General features: G+C 42.2%; 8 protein-coding genes, 3 rRNA genes and 1 other RNA gene. All 12 read right to left on the bottom strand.

Annotation, left to right across the window (positions count from 1 at the left end):
- Window positions 1–11: 11 nt before the first annotated feature.
- Complete coding sequence (gene tmk, locus MUA88_RS00870; RefSeq protein WP_262604299.1) at window positions 12–632, bottom strand: dTMP kinase; 621 nt, start codon at window positions 630–632, stop codon at window positions 12–14.
- Window position 633: 1 nt separating this feature from the next.
- Complete coding sequence (locus MUA88_RS00865; RefSeq protein WP_262605636.1) at window positions 634–1,974, bottom strand: aminotransferase class V-fold PLP-dependent enzyme; 1,341 nt, start codon at window positions 1,972–1,974, stop codon at window positions 634–636.
- Window positions 1,975–2,330: 356 nt separating this feature from the next.
- A 5S ribosomal RNA gene (gene rrf / locus MUA88_RS00860) occupies window positions 2,331–2,445 on the bottom strand.
- 73 nt (window positions 2,446–2,518) lie between these two features.
- Window positions 2,519–5,444 (bottom strand): 23S ribosomal RNA (locus MUA88_RS00855).
- A gap of 356 nt (window positions 5,445–5,800) precedes the next feature.
- A 16S ribosomal RNA gene (locus tag MUA88_RS00850) occupies window positions 5,801–7,351 on the bottom strand.
- The 16S, 23S and 5S rRNA genes sit together here, the layout of an rRNA operon.
- 482 nt (window positions 7,352–7,833) lie before the next feature.
- Window positions 7,834–8,430, bottom strand: a complete 597-nt coding sequence (gene recR, locus MUA88_RS00845; RefSeq protein ID WP_262604297.1) for a recombination mediator RecR — start codon at window positions 8,428–8,430, stop codon at window positions 7,834–7,836.
- 1 nt (window position 8,431) lies between these two features.
- A complete protein-coding gene (locus MUA88_RS00840) occupies window positions 8,432–8,752 on the bottom strand; it encodes a YbaB/EbfC family nucleoid-associated protein (RefSeq protein ID WP_103358368.1) in 321 nt (106 codons plus the stop codon).
- Window positions 8,753–8,872: 120 nt separating this feature from the next.
- Window positions 8,873–10,573, bottom strand: a complete 1,701-nt coding sequence (dnaX, locus tag MUA88_RS00835) for a DNA polymerase III subunit gamma/tau (RefSeq protein WP_262605635.1) — start codon at window positions 10,571–10,573, stop codon at window positions 8,873–8,875.
- A gap of 151 nt (window positions 10,574–10,724) precedes the next feature.
- Window positions 10,725–11,261, bottom strand: a complete 537-nt coding sequence (locus tag MUA88_RS00830; protein ID WP_262604295.1) for a GNAT family N-acetyltransferase — start codon at window positions 11,259–11,261, stop codon at window positions 10,725–10,727.
- A 285-nt stretch (window positions 11,262–11,546) separates the two neighbouring features.
- Window positions 11,547–11,816: signal recognition particle sRNA large type (gene ffs, locus MUA88_RS00825), an RNA gene on the bottom strand.
- A gap of 60 nt (window positions 11,817–11,876) precedes the next feature.
- On the bottom strand, window positions 11,877–12,602 hold the full coding sequence (gene treR, locus MUA88_RS00820) for a trehalose operon repressor (protein ID WP_262605634.1): 726 nt from the start codon (window positions 12,600–12,602) through the stop codon (window positions 11,877–11,879).
- A gap of 16 nt (window positions 12,603–12,618) precedes the next feature.
- Window positions 12,619–14,259, bottom strand: coding sequence for an alpha,alpha-phosphotrehalase (gene treC, locus MUA88_RS00815; RefSeq protein WP_262605633.1), 1,641 nt, complete (start codon window positions 14,257–14,259; stop codon window positions 12,619–12,621).
- Between the last annotated feature and the right edge of the window lie 26 nt (window positions 14,260–14,285).

The following is a 14,285-nucleotide window of genomic DNA, read 5'->3' as shown; positions in this document are numbered from 1 at the left end:
GATTAAATTTCTTATGATTTTCTTTCAATTTCTTTTTGAATCACAGCCACAACATCTGCGACTACTTCATCCACAGATTTACTCGCATCTATCACCGCAAAACGCTCCGGATTTTGCGCAATCAACTGTTTATAACCACCAATAACCGCCTCATGAAATGCAACATCTTCCTTGTCCAATCGATTTTGTTCGCGTTGATTATCGGCAATACGTTGACGTCCTAACTCTGCTGGAATATCTAAATAAATCGTGATGTCTGGATCATGACCTTCTATCGCAAAGTCATTAATACGCTGTACACCTTCCACACCAATTTGACGCGCATACCCTTGATACGCCAACGAACTATCAACAAAACGATCACATAACACAATACGGTTCGCTTCGAGTGCAGGAAGTACCTTCTGAACAAGATGTTCGCGTCTTGCCGCCGCAAACAATAGTGCTTCTGTACGCCCATCCATTCCTTCTCCATCCAATAAAATATTGCGAATGGCTTCAGCCGTCTCAACACCACCTGGTTCGCGCGTTGTCACCACATCATGTGCCTTTTCAAGCTCTTTCGCAACCGCACTTAACACCGTTGTCTTCCCTGATCCTTCTGGCCCTTCAAACGTAATAAATAATCCCATGTCAGTCATCCTTCACTTTTATTTTGCCATCTTGTAATCCTTCAACTCTTAGTTGGGATTGATACCATTTTGCTATTAATTTTATCATAGATTTCGTTATCTTTTCGCCTTTGAGCATGCTCGGAATACCCGGTGGATACAACACCAAATGTTGTGCTAATACTTTGCCTTCAGCCTTTTCAAAAGGAAGCCAATAGCTATGCGTTATATGCTGTGGTTCATAGCGCCCAGAACCTGTATAGAGTGCTTGTTGCATTGACTGCGTATCCGTCATACTTTCTGTAAATGTCATATGATGAATACGTGTAATCAAATCCTCAAACGGATAAGCATCTCCCTTATGCCATAACGGTAACACCCATAAAACGTGATGTGAATCCGACAATTCTACATAAATACCAACAGACTCCATCACTTGCTGCAAGGTATCTCCTGACATACCCGGACGATAAATCAATAATTTCAACGGATCATTCATTTCTTTAAAAGATAACCCACATTTACTTAAAGCATCTAATAACTGCTGACGACGTTCAAAAAACAACTGACTCTCATATCCTTCATAAAAATCATTTGCAGTCTCTAAACTTGCCATTAATAAATAAGACGGACTTGATGATTGGAATGTTTGTAGTAAACGAATCACCTCATCACGTTGTGGTGCGTCTTTATGTATAAATAAAACAGAACTCATCGTTAAGCTTGGCAATGTCTTGTGAAATGACTGCACAACAAAATCAGCCCCAAAATTCAGTGATGATACCGGAAATCCTTCCAAATCAAAATGTGCACCATGTGCTTCATCTACTAAAACAGGACAATGGTTTTCGTGAAAATGTTGAATCGTCTCTTTAATATCAAAAGTTTGCCCATAATAATTGGGATACGTTACCACACCTAACTTACCAGATGATTGTTGTCCATGGGTCATATCAGGCTGTATATATTGAGATGACTGTTCATCTACTATGGTTGGCAATATAGTAGCTTGTTGTCCCCCTAGATCCAGTGCATTAAAAACCGATTTATGCACATTGCGTGCTAAAACAACATCACCCTCTAATAGTTGAAACGCATGAATAACTGACAGAATACCACTTGTCGTTCCATTCACAAGGTAAAAGGCATCATAATCTGGATGACGTGTCACACATGTCATACTTTCTTTCAGTACGCCTTCAGGTTGATGCAAATCATCAAAACCTGTAATTTCTGTAACATCATACTTCGCCTGTAAAAAAGACATATTACCAATCATGCCATTTTTATGCCCTGGCACATGCATCGATATCGGTTCTTTTTCAGCCCATTCATTCATTTGATGCCATAATGCACGCTTCATATGCGACGCCTCCATTTCTTACTCTTTAATATGATAGCACAAATAAAAAGCAATCATTGTCGTGAAATTATTGCCAATTTTAAAACTATTATATTTTCTGTAGTTTAACAAAGCCAAAATTAGTTGAAGTGAGGCGCCTTGGCAAGCGAGTATTAAAGAAATGATGGTACTCAAAAAGCGCACAATTAATCATTAACTGTACACTTAAATGAATATAGTGATTACTACGTGTTCTGATTAAGTTAAATATAGAATGAGTTATTTTTAGTTATCTGACCACCACAAAAGATGGACATCCAATATATCTCCTAGAACGCAAAAAAAGAGAAGTCATATTGACCTCTCTTAGAAAAATTACCTGGCACCGTCCTACTCTAGCGGAACGTCAGTTCAACTACCATCGGCGCTAAAGAGCTTAACTTCTGTGTTCGGCATGGGAACAGGTGTGACCTCTTTGCCATTGGCACCAGATAAAATGAATGTTATACATTCAAAACTAGATAGTAAGTATATCAGTTACACAAACAAAACCTTGTGAAAAAATTTGATTAAGTCTTCAATCGATTAGTATTCGTCAGCTCCACGTATCACTACGCTTCCACCTCGAACCTATTAACCTCATCATCTTTGAGGGATCTTATAACCGAAGTTGGGAAATCTCATCTCGAGGGGGGCTTCATGCTTAGATGCTTTCAGCACTTATCCCGTCCATACATAGCTACCCAGCTATGCCGCTGGCGCGACAACTGGTACACCAGAGGTATGTCCATCCCGGTCCTCTCGTACTAAGGACAGCGCCTCTCAAATTTCCTACGCCCACGACGGATAGGGACCGAACTGTCTCACGACGTTCTGAACCCAGCTCGCGTACCGCTTTAATGGGCGAACAGCCCAACCCTTGGGACCGACTACAGCCCCAGGATGCGATGAGCCGACATCGAGGTGCCAAACCTCCCCGTCGATGTGAACTCTTGGGGGAGATAAGCCTGTTATCCCCGGGGTAGCTTTTATCCGTTGAGCGATGGCCCTTCCATGCGGAACCACCGGATCACTAAGTCCGTCTTTCGACCCTGCTCGACTTGTAGGTCTCGCAGTCAAGCTCCCTTATGCCTTTACACTCTTTGAATGATTTCCAACCATTCTGAGGGAACCTTTGAGCGCCTCCGTTACTCTTTAGGAGGCGACCGCCCCAGTCAAACTGCCCGCCTGACACTGTCTCCCAGCACGCTAAGTGCTGCGGGTTAGAAATCCAATACAATTAGGGTAGTATCCCACCAATGCCTCCACGTAAGCTAGCGCTCACGCTTCTAAGGCTCCTACCTATCCTGTACAAACTGTACCGAATTTCAATATCAGGCTACAGTAAAGCTCCACGGGGTCTTTCCGTCCTGTCGCGGGTAACCGGCATCTTCACCGGTACTATGATTTCACCGAGTCTCTCGTTGAGACAGTGCCCAAATCGTTACGCCTTTCGTGCGGGTCGGAACTTACCCGACAAGGAATTTCGCTACCTTAGGACCGTTATAGTTACGGCCGCCGTTTACTGGGGCTTCGATTCGTAGCTTCGCAGAAGCTAACCACTCCTCTTAACCTTCCAGCACCGGGCAGGCGTCAGCCCCTATACGTCACCTTACGGTTTAGCAGAGACCTGTGTTTTTGATAAACAGTCGCTTGGGCCTATTCACTGCGGCTCTTCAGAGCGTGAACCCTAAAGAGCACCCCTTCTCCCGAAGTTACGGGGTCATTTTGCCGAGTTCCTTAACGAGAGTTCGCTCGCTCACCTTAGAATTCTCATCTTGACTACCTGTGTCGGTTTGCGGTACGGGCACCTATTTTCTAGCTAGAGGCTTTTCTCGGCAGTGTGAAATCAACGACTCGAAGAAACGTATTTCTTCTCCCCATCACAGCTCAATCTTAACGAGTGCCGGATTTGCCTAACACTCAATCTCACTGCTTAGACGTGCACTCCAACAGCACGCTTCGCCTATCCTACTGCGTCCCCCCCATCGCTTAAAACGAATTTAGGTGGTACAGGAATATCAACCTGTTATCCATCGCCTACGCCTTTCGGCCTCAGCTTAGGACCCGACTAACCCAGAGCGGACGAGCCTTCCTCTGGAAACCTTAGTCAATCGGTGGACGGGATTCTCACCCGTCTTTCGCTACTCACACCGGCATTCTCACTTCTAAGCGCTCCACATGTCCTTGCGATCATACTTCAACGCCCTTAGAACGCTCTCCTACCATTGTCCTACGGACAATCCACAGCTTCGGTAATATGTTTAGCCCCGGTACATTTTCGGCGCAGTGTCACTCGACTAGTGAGCTATTACGCACTCTTTAAATGATGGCTGCTTCTAAGCCAACATCCTAGTTGTCTGGGCAACGCCACATCCTTTTCCACTTAACATATATTTTGGGACCTTAGCTGGTGGTCTGGGCTGTTTCCCTTTCGAATATGGACCTTATCACCCACATTCTGACTCCCAAGTTAAATTATTTGGCATTCGGAGTTTGTCTGAATTCGGTAACCCGAGAGGGGCCCCTCGTCCAAACAGTGCTCTACCTCCAATAATCATCACTTGAGGCTAGCCCTAAAGCTATTTCGGAGAGAACCAGCTATCTCCAAGTTCGATTGGAATTTCTCCGCTACCCTCAGTTCATCCGCTCACTTTTCAACGTAAGTCGGTTCGGTCCTCCATTCAGTGTTACCTGAACTTCAACCTGACCAAGGGTAGATCACCTGGTTTCGGGTCTACGACCAAATACTCATTCGCCCTATTCAGACTCGCTTTCGCTACGGCTCCACATTTTCTGCTTAACCTTGCATCAGATCGTAACTCGCCGGTTCATTCTACAAAAGGCACGCCATCACCCATTAACGGGCTCTGACTACTTGTAAGCACACGGTTTCAAGTTCTCTTTCACTCCCCTTCCGGGGTACTTTTCACCTTTCCCTCACGGTACTGGTTCACTATCGGTCACTAGAGAGTATTTAGCCTTAGGAGATGGTCCTCCCAGATTCCGACGGAATTTCACGTGCTCCGCCGTACTCAGGATCCACTCAAGAGAGGTCACGTTTTCGACTACAGGATTATTACCTTCTATGATTAACCTTTCCAGATTATTCGTCTAACATGTCCTTTTGTAACTCCGTATAGAGTGTCCTACAACCCCAACAAGCAAGCTTGTTGGTTTGGGCTCTTCCCGTTTCGCTCGCCGCTACTCAGGGAATCGATTTTTCTTTCTCTTCCTCCGGGTACTAAGATGTTTCAGTTCTCCGGGTCTGCCTTCTTACATGCTATGTATTCACATGTAGATAACACGACATAACTCGTGCTGGGTTTCCCCATTCGGAAATCTCTGGATCACAGCTTACTTACAGCTCCCCAAAGCATATCGTCGTTAGTAACGTCCTTCTTCGGCTTCTAGTGCCAAGGTATTCACCGTGCGCCCTTAATAACTTAATCTATAGTTATTAATTATGTGAGTCGTCATTTGACGACTAGCGATAATTTTAGTTTCAAGCTTTTGCTATTCACTCGGTTTTTGCTTGGTAAAATCTTTTATACTTACTTATCTAGTTTTCAATGTACAAGTCATTAAATTGGCAAGCCTTTTCATTCTGCTTCATTTCTTTCTTCACTTGCTCAGTTACATTAAGTAATCTTCGCTGCGTTCATCAAGAAATTCATAGACTGAGAAATGCTTTCAATTTAATTTTTAATTTTAGTTGAATCCTCAATATGAGCATTCAAAACTGAATACAATATATCACGTTAATCCGCTTATCACCTGAAGGTGATATTCCGTATATTATCCTTAGAAAGGAGGTGATCCAGCCGCACCTTCCGATACGGCTACCTTGTTACGACTTCACCCCAATCATTTGCCCCACCTTCGACGGCTAGCTCCAAATGGTTACTCCACCGGCTTCGGGTGTTACAAACTCTCGTGGTGTGACGGGCGGTGTGTACAAGACCCGGGAACGTATTCACCGTAGCATGCTGATCTACGATTACTAGCGATTCCAGCTTCATGTAGTCGAGTTGCAGACTACAATCCGAACTGAGAACATCTTTATGGGATTTGCTTGACCTCGCGGTTTTGCTGCCCTTTGTAATGTCCATTGTAGCACGTGTGTAGCCCAAATCATAAGGGGCATGATGATTTGACGTCATCCCCACCTTCCTCCGGTTTGTCACCGGCAGTCAACTTAGAGTGCCCAACTTAATGATGGCAACTAAGCTCAAGGGTTGCGCTCGTTGCGGGACTTAACCCAACATCTCACGACACGAGCTGACGACAACCATGCACCACCTGTCACTTTGTCCTCCGAAGAGGAAAACACTATCTCTAGTGCGGTCAAAGGATGTCAAGATTTGGTAAGGTTCTTCGCGTTGCTTCGAATTAAACCACATGCTCCACCGCTTGTGCGGGTCCCCGTCAATTCCTTTGAGTTTCAGTCTTGCGACCGTACTCCCCAGGCGGAGTGCTTAATGCGTTAGCTGCAGCACTAAGGGGCGGAAACCCCCTAACACTTAGCACTCATCGTTTACGGCGTGGACTACCAGGGTATCTAATCCTGTTTGATCCCCACGCTTTCGCACATCAGCGTCAGTTGCAGACCAGAAAGCCGCCTTCGCCACTGGTGTTCCTCCATATCTCTGCGCATTTCACCGCTACACATGGAATTCCACTTTCCTCTTCTGCACTCAAGTTTTCCAGTTTCCAATGACCCTCCACGGTTGAGCCGTGGGCTTTCACATCAGACTTAAAAAACCGCCTACGCGCGCTTTACGCCCAATAATTCCGGATAACGCTTGCCACCTACGTATTACCGCGGCTGCTGGCACGTAGTTAGCCGTGGCTTTCTGATTAGGTACCGTCAAGACGTGCACAGTTACTTACACGTTTGTTCTTCCCTAATAACAGAGCTTTACGATCCGAAGACCTTCATCACTCACGCGGCGTTGCTCCGTCAGGCTTTCGCCCATTGCGGAAGATTCCCTACTGCTGCCTCCCGTAGGAGTCTGGACCGTGTCTCAGTTCCAGTGTGGCCGATCACCCTCTCAGGTCGGCTACGTATCGTCGCCTTGGTAAGCCGTTACCTTACCAACTAGCTAATACGGCGCGGGTCCATCTATAAGTGACAGCAAGACCGTCTTTCACTATTGAACCATGCGGTTCAATATGTTATCCGGTATTAGCTCCGGTTTCCCGAAGTTATTCCAGTCTTATAGGTAGGTTACCCACGTGTTACTCACCCGTCCGCCGCTAACGTCAGAGGTGCAAGCACCTCGTCTGTTCGCTCGACTTGCATGTATTAGGCACGCCGCCAGCGTTCATCCTGAGCCAGGATCAAACTCTCCATGAAAGAAGTAAGCTTGATTAGCTCGTTTGATTGTTTAAGTCAATCACTCTTGAAAGTACTACTCTGAGTACTCAAATTATCGGAATTAACGTTGACATATTGTCGTTCAGTTTTCAATGTTCATATCTTTCGTCTTTCGACTCGACAAGAATTAATTATACACAAGTTATCAATCAAAGTCAACAACTTTTTAAAATTATTTTTTGTCGTTTTGTTAAGTGATTTGTTTGTCGCTCAACAAGATATAACTATACAGCCTTTCAACAGGTTGTACAACACTAAAAATTACACTCTTTAGATCACTTTTATCTTTTTGAACATTTATTACCAATTTTAATTGAAATAAATAAAAAAGAGCCGAGACAGACATATTTCTGCGACTCGGCTGTATGATAAGACATGTTGATGTTAAAGACAGCTTTATAGAATGAATGCCATCTTTTCTACCAAAATCTAACCATGTTTCTATTTTCTTCTATAGAAGTTTACATTTCTGTTCGTCCTGAAATAGCTTTTGATAAAGTCACTTCATCTGCATACTCTAAATCGCCACCAACAGACAATCCTTGCGCAAGACGCGTCACACGAATACCCAATGGTTTCACAAGCCTAGAAAGATACATTGCCGTAGACTCTCCCTCTAAGTTAGGGTTCATGGCTAGTATGAGCTCCTGTACACCTTCATCTTTCAAACGCTCTACAAGTGCCGGAATGTTGATATCTTCCGGACCAATACCATCCATTGGAGAGATTGTTCCGTGTAGTACGTGATAAAGCCCTTTATATTCTTTCATTTTTTCCATCGCAATCACATCTTTATCATCTTCAACGACACAGATGATAGATCGATCACGCTGCTTGTCTTCACAAATGTAGCATGGGTCTTGTTCCGTAATGTGACCACATGTACTACAATAAGTCAGTTCTCGCTTCACATCCACTAATGCTTTAGCAAACTGTACAACATCGTCTTCTTTCATCTCTAATACATGAAAAGCCAGACGTTGAGCCGTCTTAGGACCAATGCCTGGCAATTTCATAAAGCTGTCGATCAGCTTTGATATCGGTTGTGGATAATGCATACTACATCAATCCTGGAATGTTAAGACCTTTAGTATGTTTGCCAAGACGATCTGCTGTAAGTTCATCTGCTTTGTTCATCGCTTCGTTTGTTGCAGCAAGTACTAAGTCTTGTAACATTTCAACATCTTCTGGATCAACTACTTCTTCGTTGATGATGACATCCACGACTTCTTTATGACCTGTCACGATAACTTTAACCATGCCACCGCCAGCTGTACCTTCAATTTTTTCTTCTTTTAATTTATCTTGTTCTTCTGCCATTTTCTTTTGCATTTTTTGCATTTGTTTCATCATTTGTTGCATATTACCGCCACCGCGCATAATCAAGTTCCTCCTTTAATATCACAATAGCGATTGAGACCTACTATAGAATGTCTATAAATAATATCTCAACCGTTCTTTAACATTTGTTTCCAATTATACATACCTTTTTTTGACTTGTCATGTTTCGCTATCCACTTCATGAACAATGTCTGCTCCAAAAATATCTTTCGCTGCTTGCACAGCACTTGGTTGCGTCTGTGATGCTTTTGCCTGTGTTTGTGTAGGTTGTTCATTGCTATTGCGTTTCAAGCCTTCTATATAATCACTGCGTACTTGCATCCATTTATCAGCCGGAACACCGACGACTTCTACAGACTTATTGATGATATCTTTCACGACTTTTTCTACACTTTGACGCTTCTCTTCATCTTTTTGCAGGATTTCACAATGAATTTCTTCTTCAAATTTAATAAGCACTTTATCTTCACTAGCTGCGACTGGCTCTGAATTTTGTAGCAGACTAACCAATGCTTTTTGTTCTCGGTCCTTAGCATATTGAATCACATCGAGCCATCGTGCTTTGATACTAGCAATATCTTCTTTATTCGCATTGTCTAATACTTTAGCGATACGTTCTACTGAGTAAGTCGCAGTACCATTACGACGTTTCATTGGTTGTGCTTTTGGAGGTGCTTGTCGACTTGGTCCTTGCGATTTAAGTGTCTTAAGTTCTGATTCCAATTGATCTAAACGTGCTAATAGTGCTGAATCTGTCTGTGTAGGTGTTTGTATTGCTGTAGCGTCGGCTCCTGAACCTACATTCGCCTTAATCATTTCAGATAATTTCACAAGCAATACTTCAAAGTGCACATTTTGGTTCACACTGAAGCGTATAGATACGAGCGTGTCGTTAATGACATCGATTATTTGATATAGCACATTGAGTTCTAACCCACTGAGCGCATCATACTCCATTGTGGCACCCGTTGTCTTAGCCATAATGGTATCTCGAACGAAATAAATCATATCATTAATCAGTCGGTTCACTTCTTTACCTTGACTCACAAATGTATGATATCGTTCAAACGCAGCGTGGACATTCCCTTTGACAATGTCCTTCATTAATAGGTTCAGATCTGCACCCGCTAAGCTACCTGTCACATCCAACGCATCTTGTAGCGTTAAATGATCATCACCAAATGCGATAGCTTGGTCCATGATACTTAGTGCATCACGCATCCCACCTTCTGAGACTTTAGCAATGAAGTCGAGTGCCGCTTCGTCATAACCAATCTCTTGTGTTTCTGCAACGTATTTAAGTCTAGATACAATTTGCGACTGATTAATCGCTTTGAAGTCAAAACGTTGTGCACGTGAAATAATCGTTGGTGGAATTTTATGTGGTTCTGTTGTTGCCAAAATAAAAATGGCATGTGCAGGTGGTTCTTCAAGCGTTTTTAACAACGCATTAAATGCACCTGTTGTTAGCATATGCACCTCATCAATGATATACACTTTATATCGCGACTCACTTGGTGCATATTTAACTTTATCACGAATGTTCCGTATCTCATCGACGCCATTATTACTCGCAGCATCTATCTCAATGACATCCGAGTTCGTCCCGAGTGTGATACCTTTACAAATGGCACACGTATTGCATGGCTCACCATCATGATTCGTTTCACAGTTGATGGCCTTCGCAAATATCTTCGCAATACTCGTCTTACCTGTTCCACGAGGACCGCTGAAAATATATGCATGTGATTGTTTCCCTTTTGCAATGGCGTTTTTTAATGTTTTCGTCACATGTTCCTGACCGACAACATCTTCAAAACTTTGTGGTCGAAACATACGATATAGCGCTTGATAATCCACTGTTGCACCTCCGAATATACAATGTTTTCATTATAGCATGTTCCGTTTATTTTGTACGTGCCATACACAGTTATATAAAAAAGTTTGAACGTTAACGGCATCACTACATATGTCATGTTGCCCATCACAGTTCAAACTTTCTTCATACGTTTTATATATTAAAAAAATGTTCTGGATACTGAACTTCTCCGTGTGGTGGATCTTCTAAGGAATCCCATAAAAACTTCACACGTACCGCTTCATTTGGCGCTTCAAAAGGAACAGTAATCTGATGCTCAGCTGCCACTTCATAATCCATTTGCGCATAGAATTCAGGATACCCCACGACTACAATTGTTGTGTACTCTTGCGCATATGCACGCTCTTCCAAAGCTTGTACCAATGCTTTGCCAATACCTTTATTTTGATATACCTGTGTTACAGAGAGTGGCGCTAATGCAAGTGCAACATATGATTCATCTTTACTTTGTATTGTGACTTCACTACACATCGCATGCCCTATGATCTCATCATCTGCTGTTTTCGCAATCACTTCTAATTCATAACGATAATCTGGTGCCATACGCAAACCTTTAATAAGTTGTGCTTCATTTTTTTCAGATTCAGGTACATCTTTAAAAGCTTCCTTAATCATTTCTAAAGATGGCTCGTAATCCATCTCTGTCAGTGTACTAATAAAAATCGACATTTTAGCGCCCCCTATTTTATAGTTAAACATACTCTTAGACTTCAACTGAATTCCTGTCATAAGAAAAGTAAGCCAAATCCATTATTCAGCATTATTATAACATTTATCTTGTATATGATGCGTAAGTTCGTGCTATAGGAGTATACATCATAGAGAATGACTCGGCCTCCAACCACCTCAGTCTCTCCCAACACAAAAACAGAGTTGAAACAATCGCTCAATGCGCATCGTCTCAACTCTTTATATCTCAATATATGTTTTATTTCTAATTTAAAAAATTAAAAACCGTGCACCTCTGTATTGAACGTGCATCACAAGCGTTACCAAAGTCGATAGCTAAACCTCGGCTACCCCACGGCACATATGAGGATCCACTTAATGCTGCTTCCGTCAGGACCTGACATGGTTCATGGGTTCATATTGCATAGGACCGAAGTCTTCAAACACCTCGTGCTTTGGGCAGACCTCACAAATACACATCCGCGACAAAGGAATTCAGCCTCGCATAAAGCGGATTTCGAGTCTAGGGAACCGCTACCTCCCCGCTTAGCACGGTACGATTAATATTACTATAGATCCTTATGGTTTTGCAAGCGTAATCCTATATAGCCGTCATTATTTTTGTCGTCGTGAAAAATCAACAAAGCAAAACTCCGTTGCCAAGTGCTTAGAAATATTGTATTGAAACTTAGTCGTATCTCTAAAATGTACAATACCTCTCACTGTTGCCGTGTAGTTCGGTGTCACATCTCCAAACGCTTCATATTCCGCTGCACCAAATGGCTCAAATGTAATAGACTTGCTTGAAAAACTAATATCATAACCCTTCACTTGTTCAACATACGTATATAAAGAATCTAATAAATGACTTTCTAACAAGTCGGGAAATAAGTCATACAGCAAGTAGTCTTCATCAATGATTTTAGCATGACCTTCCATTTTTCGATGACGAATAATGTGCCACAAAGGTGTGTTAATAGAAGCATTGAGTGCTTGTTGGACTGTCGGCACATCACCCGCAAGGATTTTTTCAAATGTATGCAATACCGTATGATGTTCTTTTCCTTGGCGTTGTTGTACTTCTTTATAACTCACTAAATCTGCGAAAGGAAATTCTGTCACACCTTGATAAATAACAACAGATCCTTTACCACGTATTTTTTGTATCATGCCATCAGACACTAACATGTCCAAACTTTTTCGGACTGTTTCACGTGACACATTGTATTGTTTCACTAACTGAGGTTCTGATGGTAGCCGTGTACCATAAGTATACGTCCCATCAATGATATCTTTTCGCATTTCTTCATATATAAGTCTAAATTTATTTTGCTTTGTCATGACTTGTCTTCGCCTCTTACTTTGATTCTATAGACAGAACATATGCCGCATAAGGTTCGAGGTACCCATCCGTGACATCCCCATTCTCAACAATCACTTCACCATTTCGCTCAATATCATCCGGTAACTTCACAGGCTGATCTGTCATATTTGCTACAACAAGCCATGTCTGTTCTTTATAGTTTCGTTCGTATACAAAAAGCTGTTCATGATCCATATAACGCGGCACGATATTACCATACGTCACAATATCATGTGTATGACGTAACGCAATTAATTGTTTATACATATAAAAAATGGAATTCTGGTCTTCCAATGCCGCTTCAACATTAATGGTTTCATAGTTTGGTGACACATCAATCCAGGGTGTTCCCGTTGTAAAGCCGGCATGCAACTCTGCAGACCATTGCATCGGTGTGCGAGAGTTATCACGAGATTTCTGACCAAGAATGGTTAAAATTTCTTGTTCATCATACCCCTGTTCTACAAGTGCTTGATACGCATTTAATGATTCAACATCTCGGTACTGTTTGATGGATGTAAAGTGAGGGTCTGTCATCCCAATTTCTTCACCTTGATAAATATACGGTGTTCCTTGCAATAAATGTAGCACAATCGCAAGTGTTTTCGCACTACGTTGTCTTAATCCCTCATCTAAATCTGTCCCAAAGCGAGATACGACACGTGGCTGATCATGGTTACACCAAAATATTGCATTCCAACCGCCACCTTCATAAATACCTGTCTGCCACTCCATCAAAATTGTTTTCAACTGCTGTAAATCAAACTTTTGATTCGTCCACTTTCCCCCATCTTTATAATCCACTTTAAGATGATGGAAGTTAAAAACACTATGTAGCTCTTGTCTCTCTGGATGCGTGTATTGAATACAATGATCAATTGTTGTAGACGACATTTCCCCTACTGTCATAAAGTCCTTATCACCAAACGTTTCACGGTTCATTTCGTGAATATATTCATGGACACGTGGCCCATCGGTATAAAATTCTTTACCAATTGCCTCTGAATCTTCAAATGCACCTTTAGAGATTAAATTAATCACATCAAAGCGAAATCCATCCACACCAAAATCAATCCAATAGTTTAAGATGCTGTACAATTCTTTACGTACATTTGCATTCTCCCAATTTAAATCAGCTTGCGTGACATCGAATAAATGCAAGTAGTATTCTTCTGTTTGCTCATCATATTGCCAAGCATTCCCACCAAACTTCGACATCCAATTAGTTGGAGGACCGTCTTGAGAATCTTTAAAAAAGTAATAATCACGGTACGGACTCTCTTTAGACTGACGAGCCGCTTTGAACCACTCGTGTTCTGTCGATGTATGGTTAATGACAATATCCAAAATCACTTTGAGACCACGTGTATGTGCCGCATCAAGAAGTTCACGCAAATCTGCTTTCGTACCAAATTGCTCGTTGATTTCATAATAGTTGCTGATATCATAGCCATTATCATTCATTGGTGAATCATAAATAGGTGTTAGCCATAAATAATCGACACCTAAAAACTGTAAATAATCCAACTTGTCGATAATACCACGTAAATCGCCCTCACCATTTCCTGTTGTATCATTGAATGACTTGGGATAAATCTGATAGACAACAGACTTTTTCCAATCTTGTTTTTTCATTATTTTGCCACCTTCCAAATGCTGTA

The organism is Staphylococcus sp. IVB6240, from assembly GCF_025558425.1.
In the GTDB taxonomy this organism is placed as follows: domain Bacteria; phylum Bacillota; class Bacilli; order Staphylococcales; family Staphylococcaceae; genus Staphylococcus.
This window is presented reverse-complemented; position numbering and strand designations above follow the sequence as displayed.

What these genes read in the sequence shown, in the direction of transcription:
- tmk (WP_262604299.1), bottom strand. Translation starts at nt 632, where the DNA reads ATGGGATTATTTATTACGTTTGAAGGGCCAGAAGGATCAGGGAAGACA.
- MUA88_RS00865 (WP_262605636.1), bottom strand. Translation starts at nt 1,974, where the DNA reads ATGAAGCGTGCATTATGGCATCAAATGAATGAATGGGCTGAAAAAGAA.
- recR (WP_262604297.1), bottom strand. Translation starts at nt 8,430, where the DNA reads ATGCATTATCCACAACCGATATCAAAGCTGATCGACAGCTTTATGAAA.
- MUA88_RS00840 (WP_103358368.1), bottom strand. Translation starts at nt 8,752, where the DNA reads ATGCGCGGTGGCGGTAATATGCAACAAATGATGAAACAAATGCAAAAA.
- MUA88_RS00830 (WP_262604295.1), bottom strand. Translation starts at nt 11,261, where the DNA reads ATGTCGATTTTTATTAGTACACTGACAGAGATGGATTACGAGCCATCT.
- treR (WP_262605634.1), bottom strand. Translation starts at nt 12,602, where the DNA reads ATGACAAAGCAAAATAAATTTAGACTTATATATGAAGAAATGCGAAAA.
- treC (WP_262605633.1), bottom strand. Translation starts at nt 14,259, where the DNA reads ATGAAAAAACAAGATTGGAAAAAGTCTGTTGTCTATCAGATTTATCCC.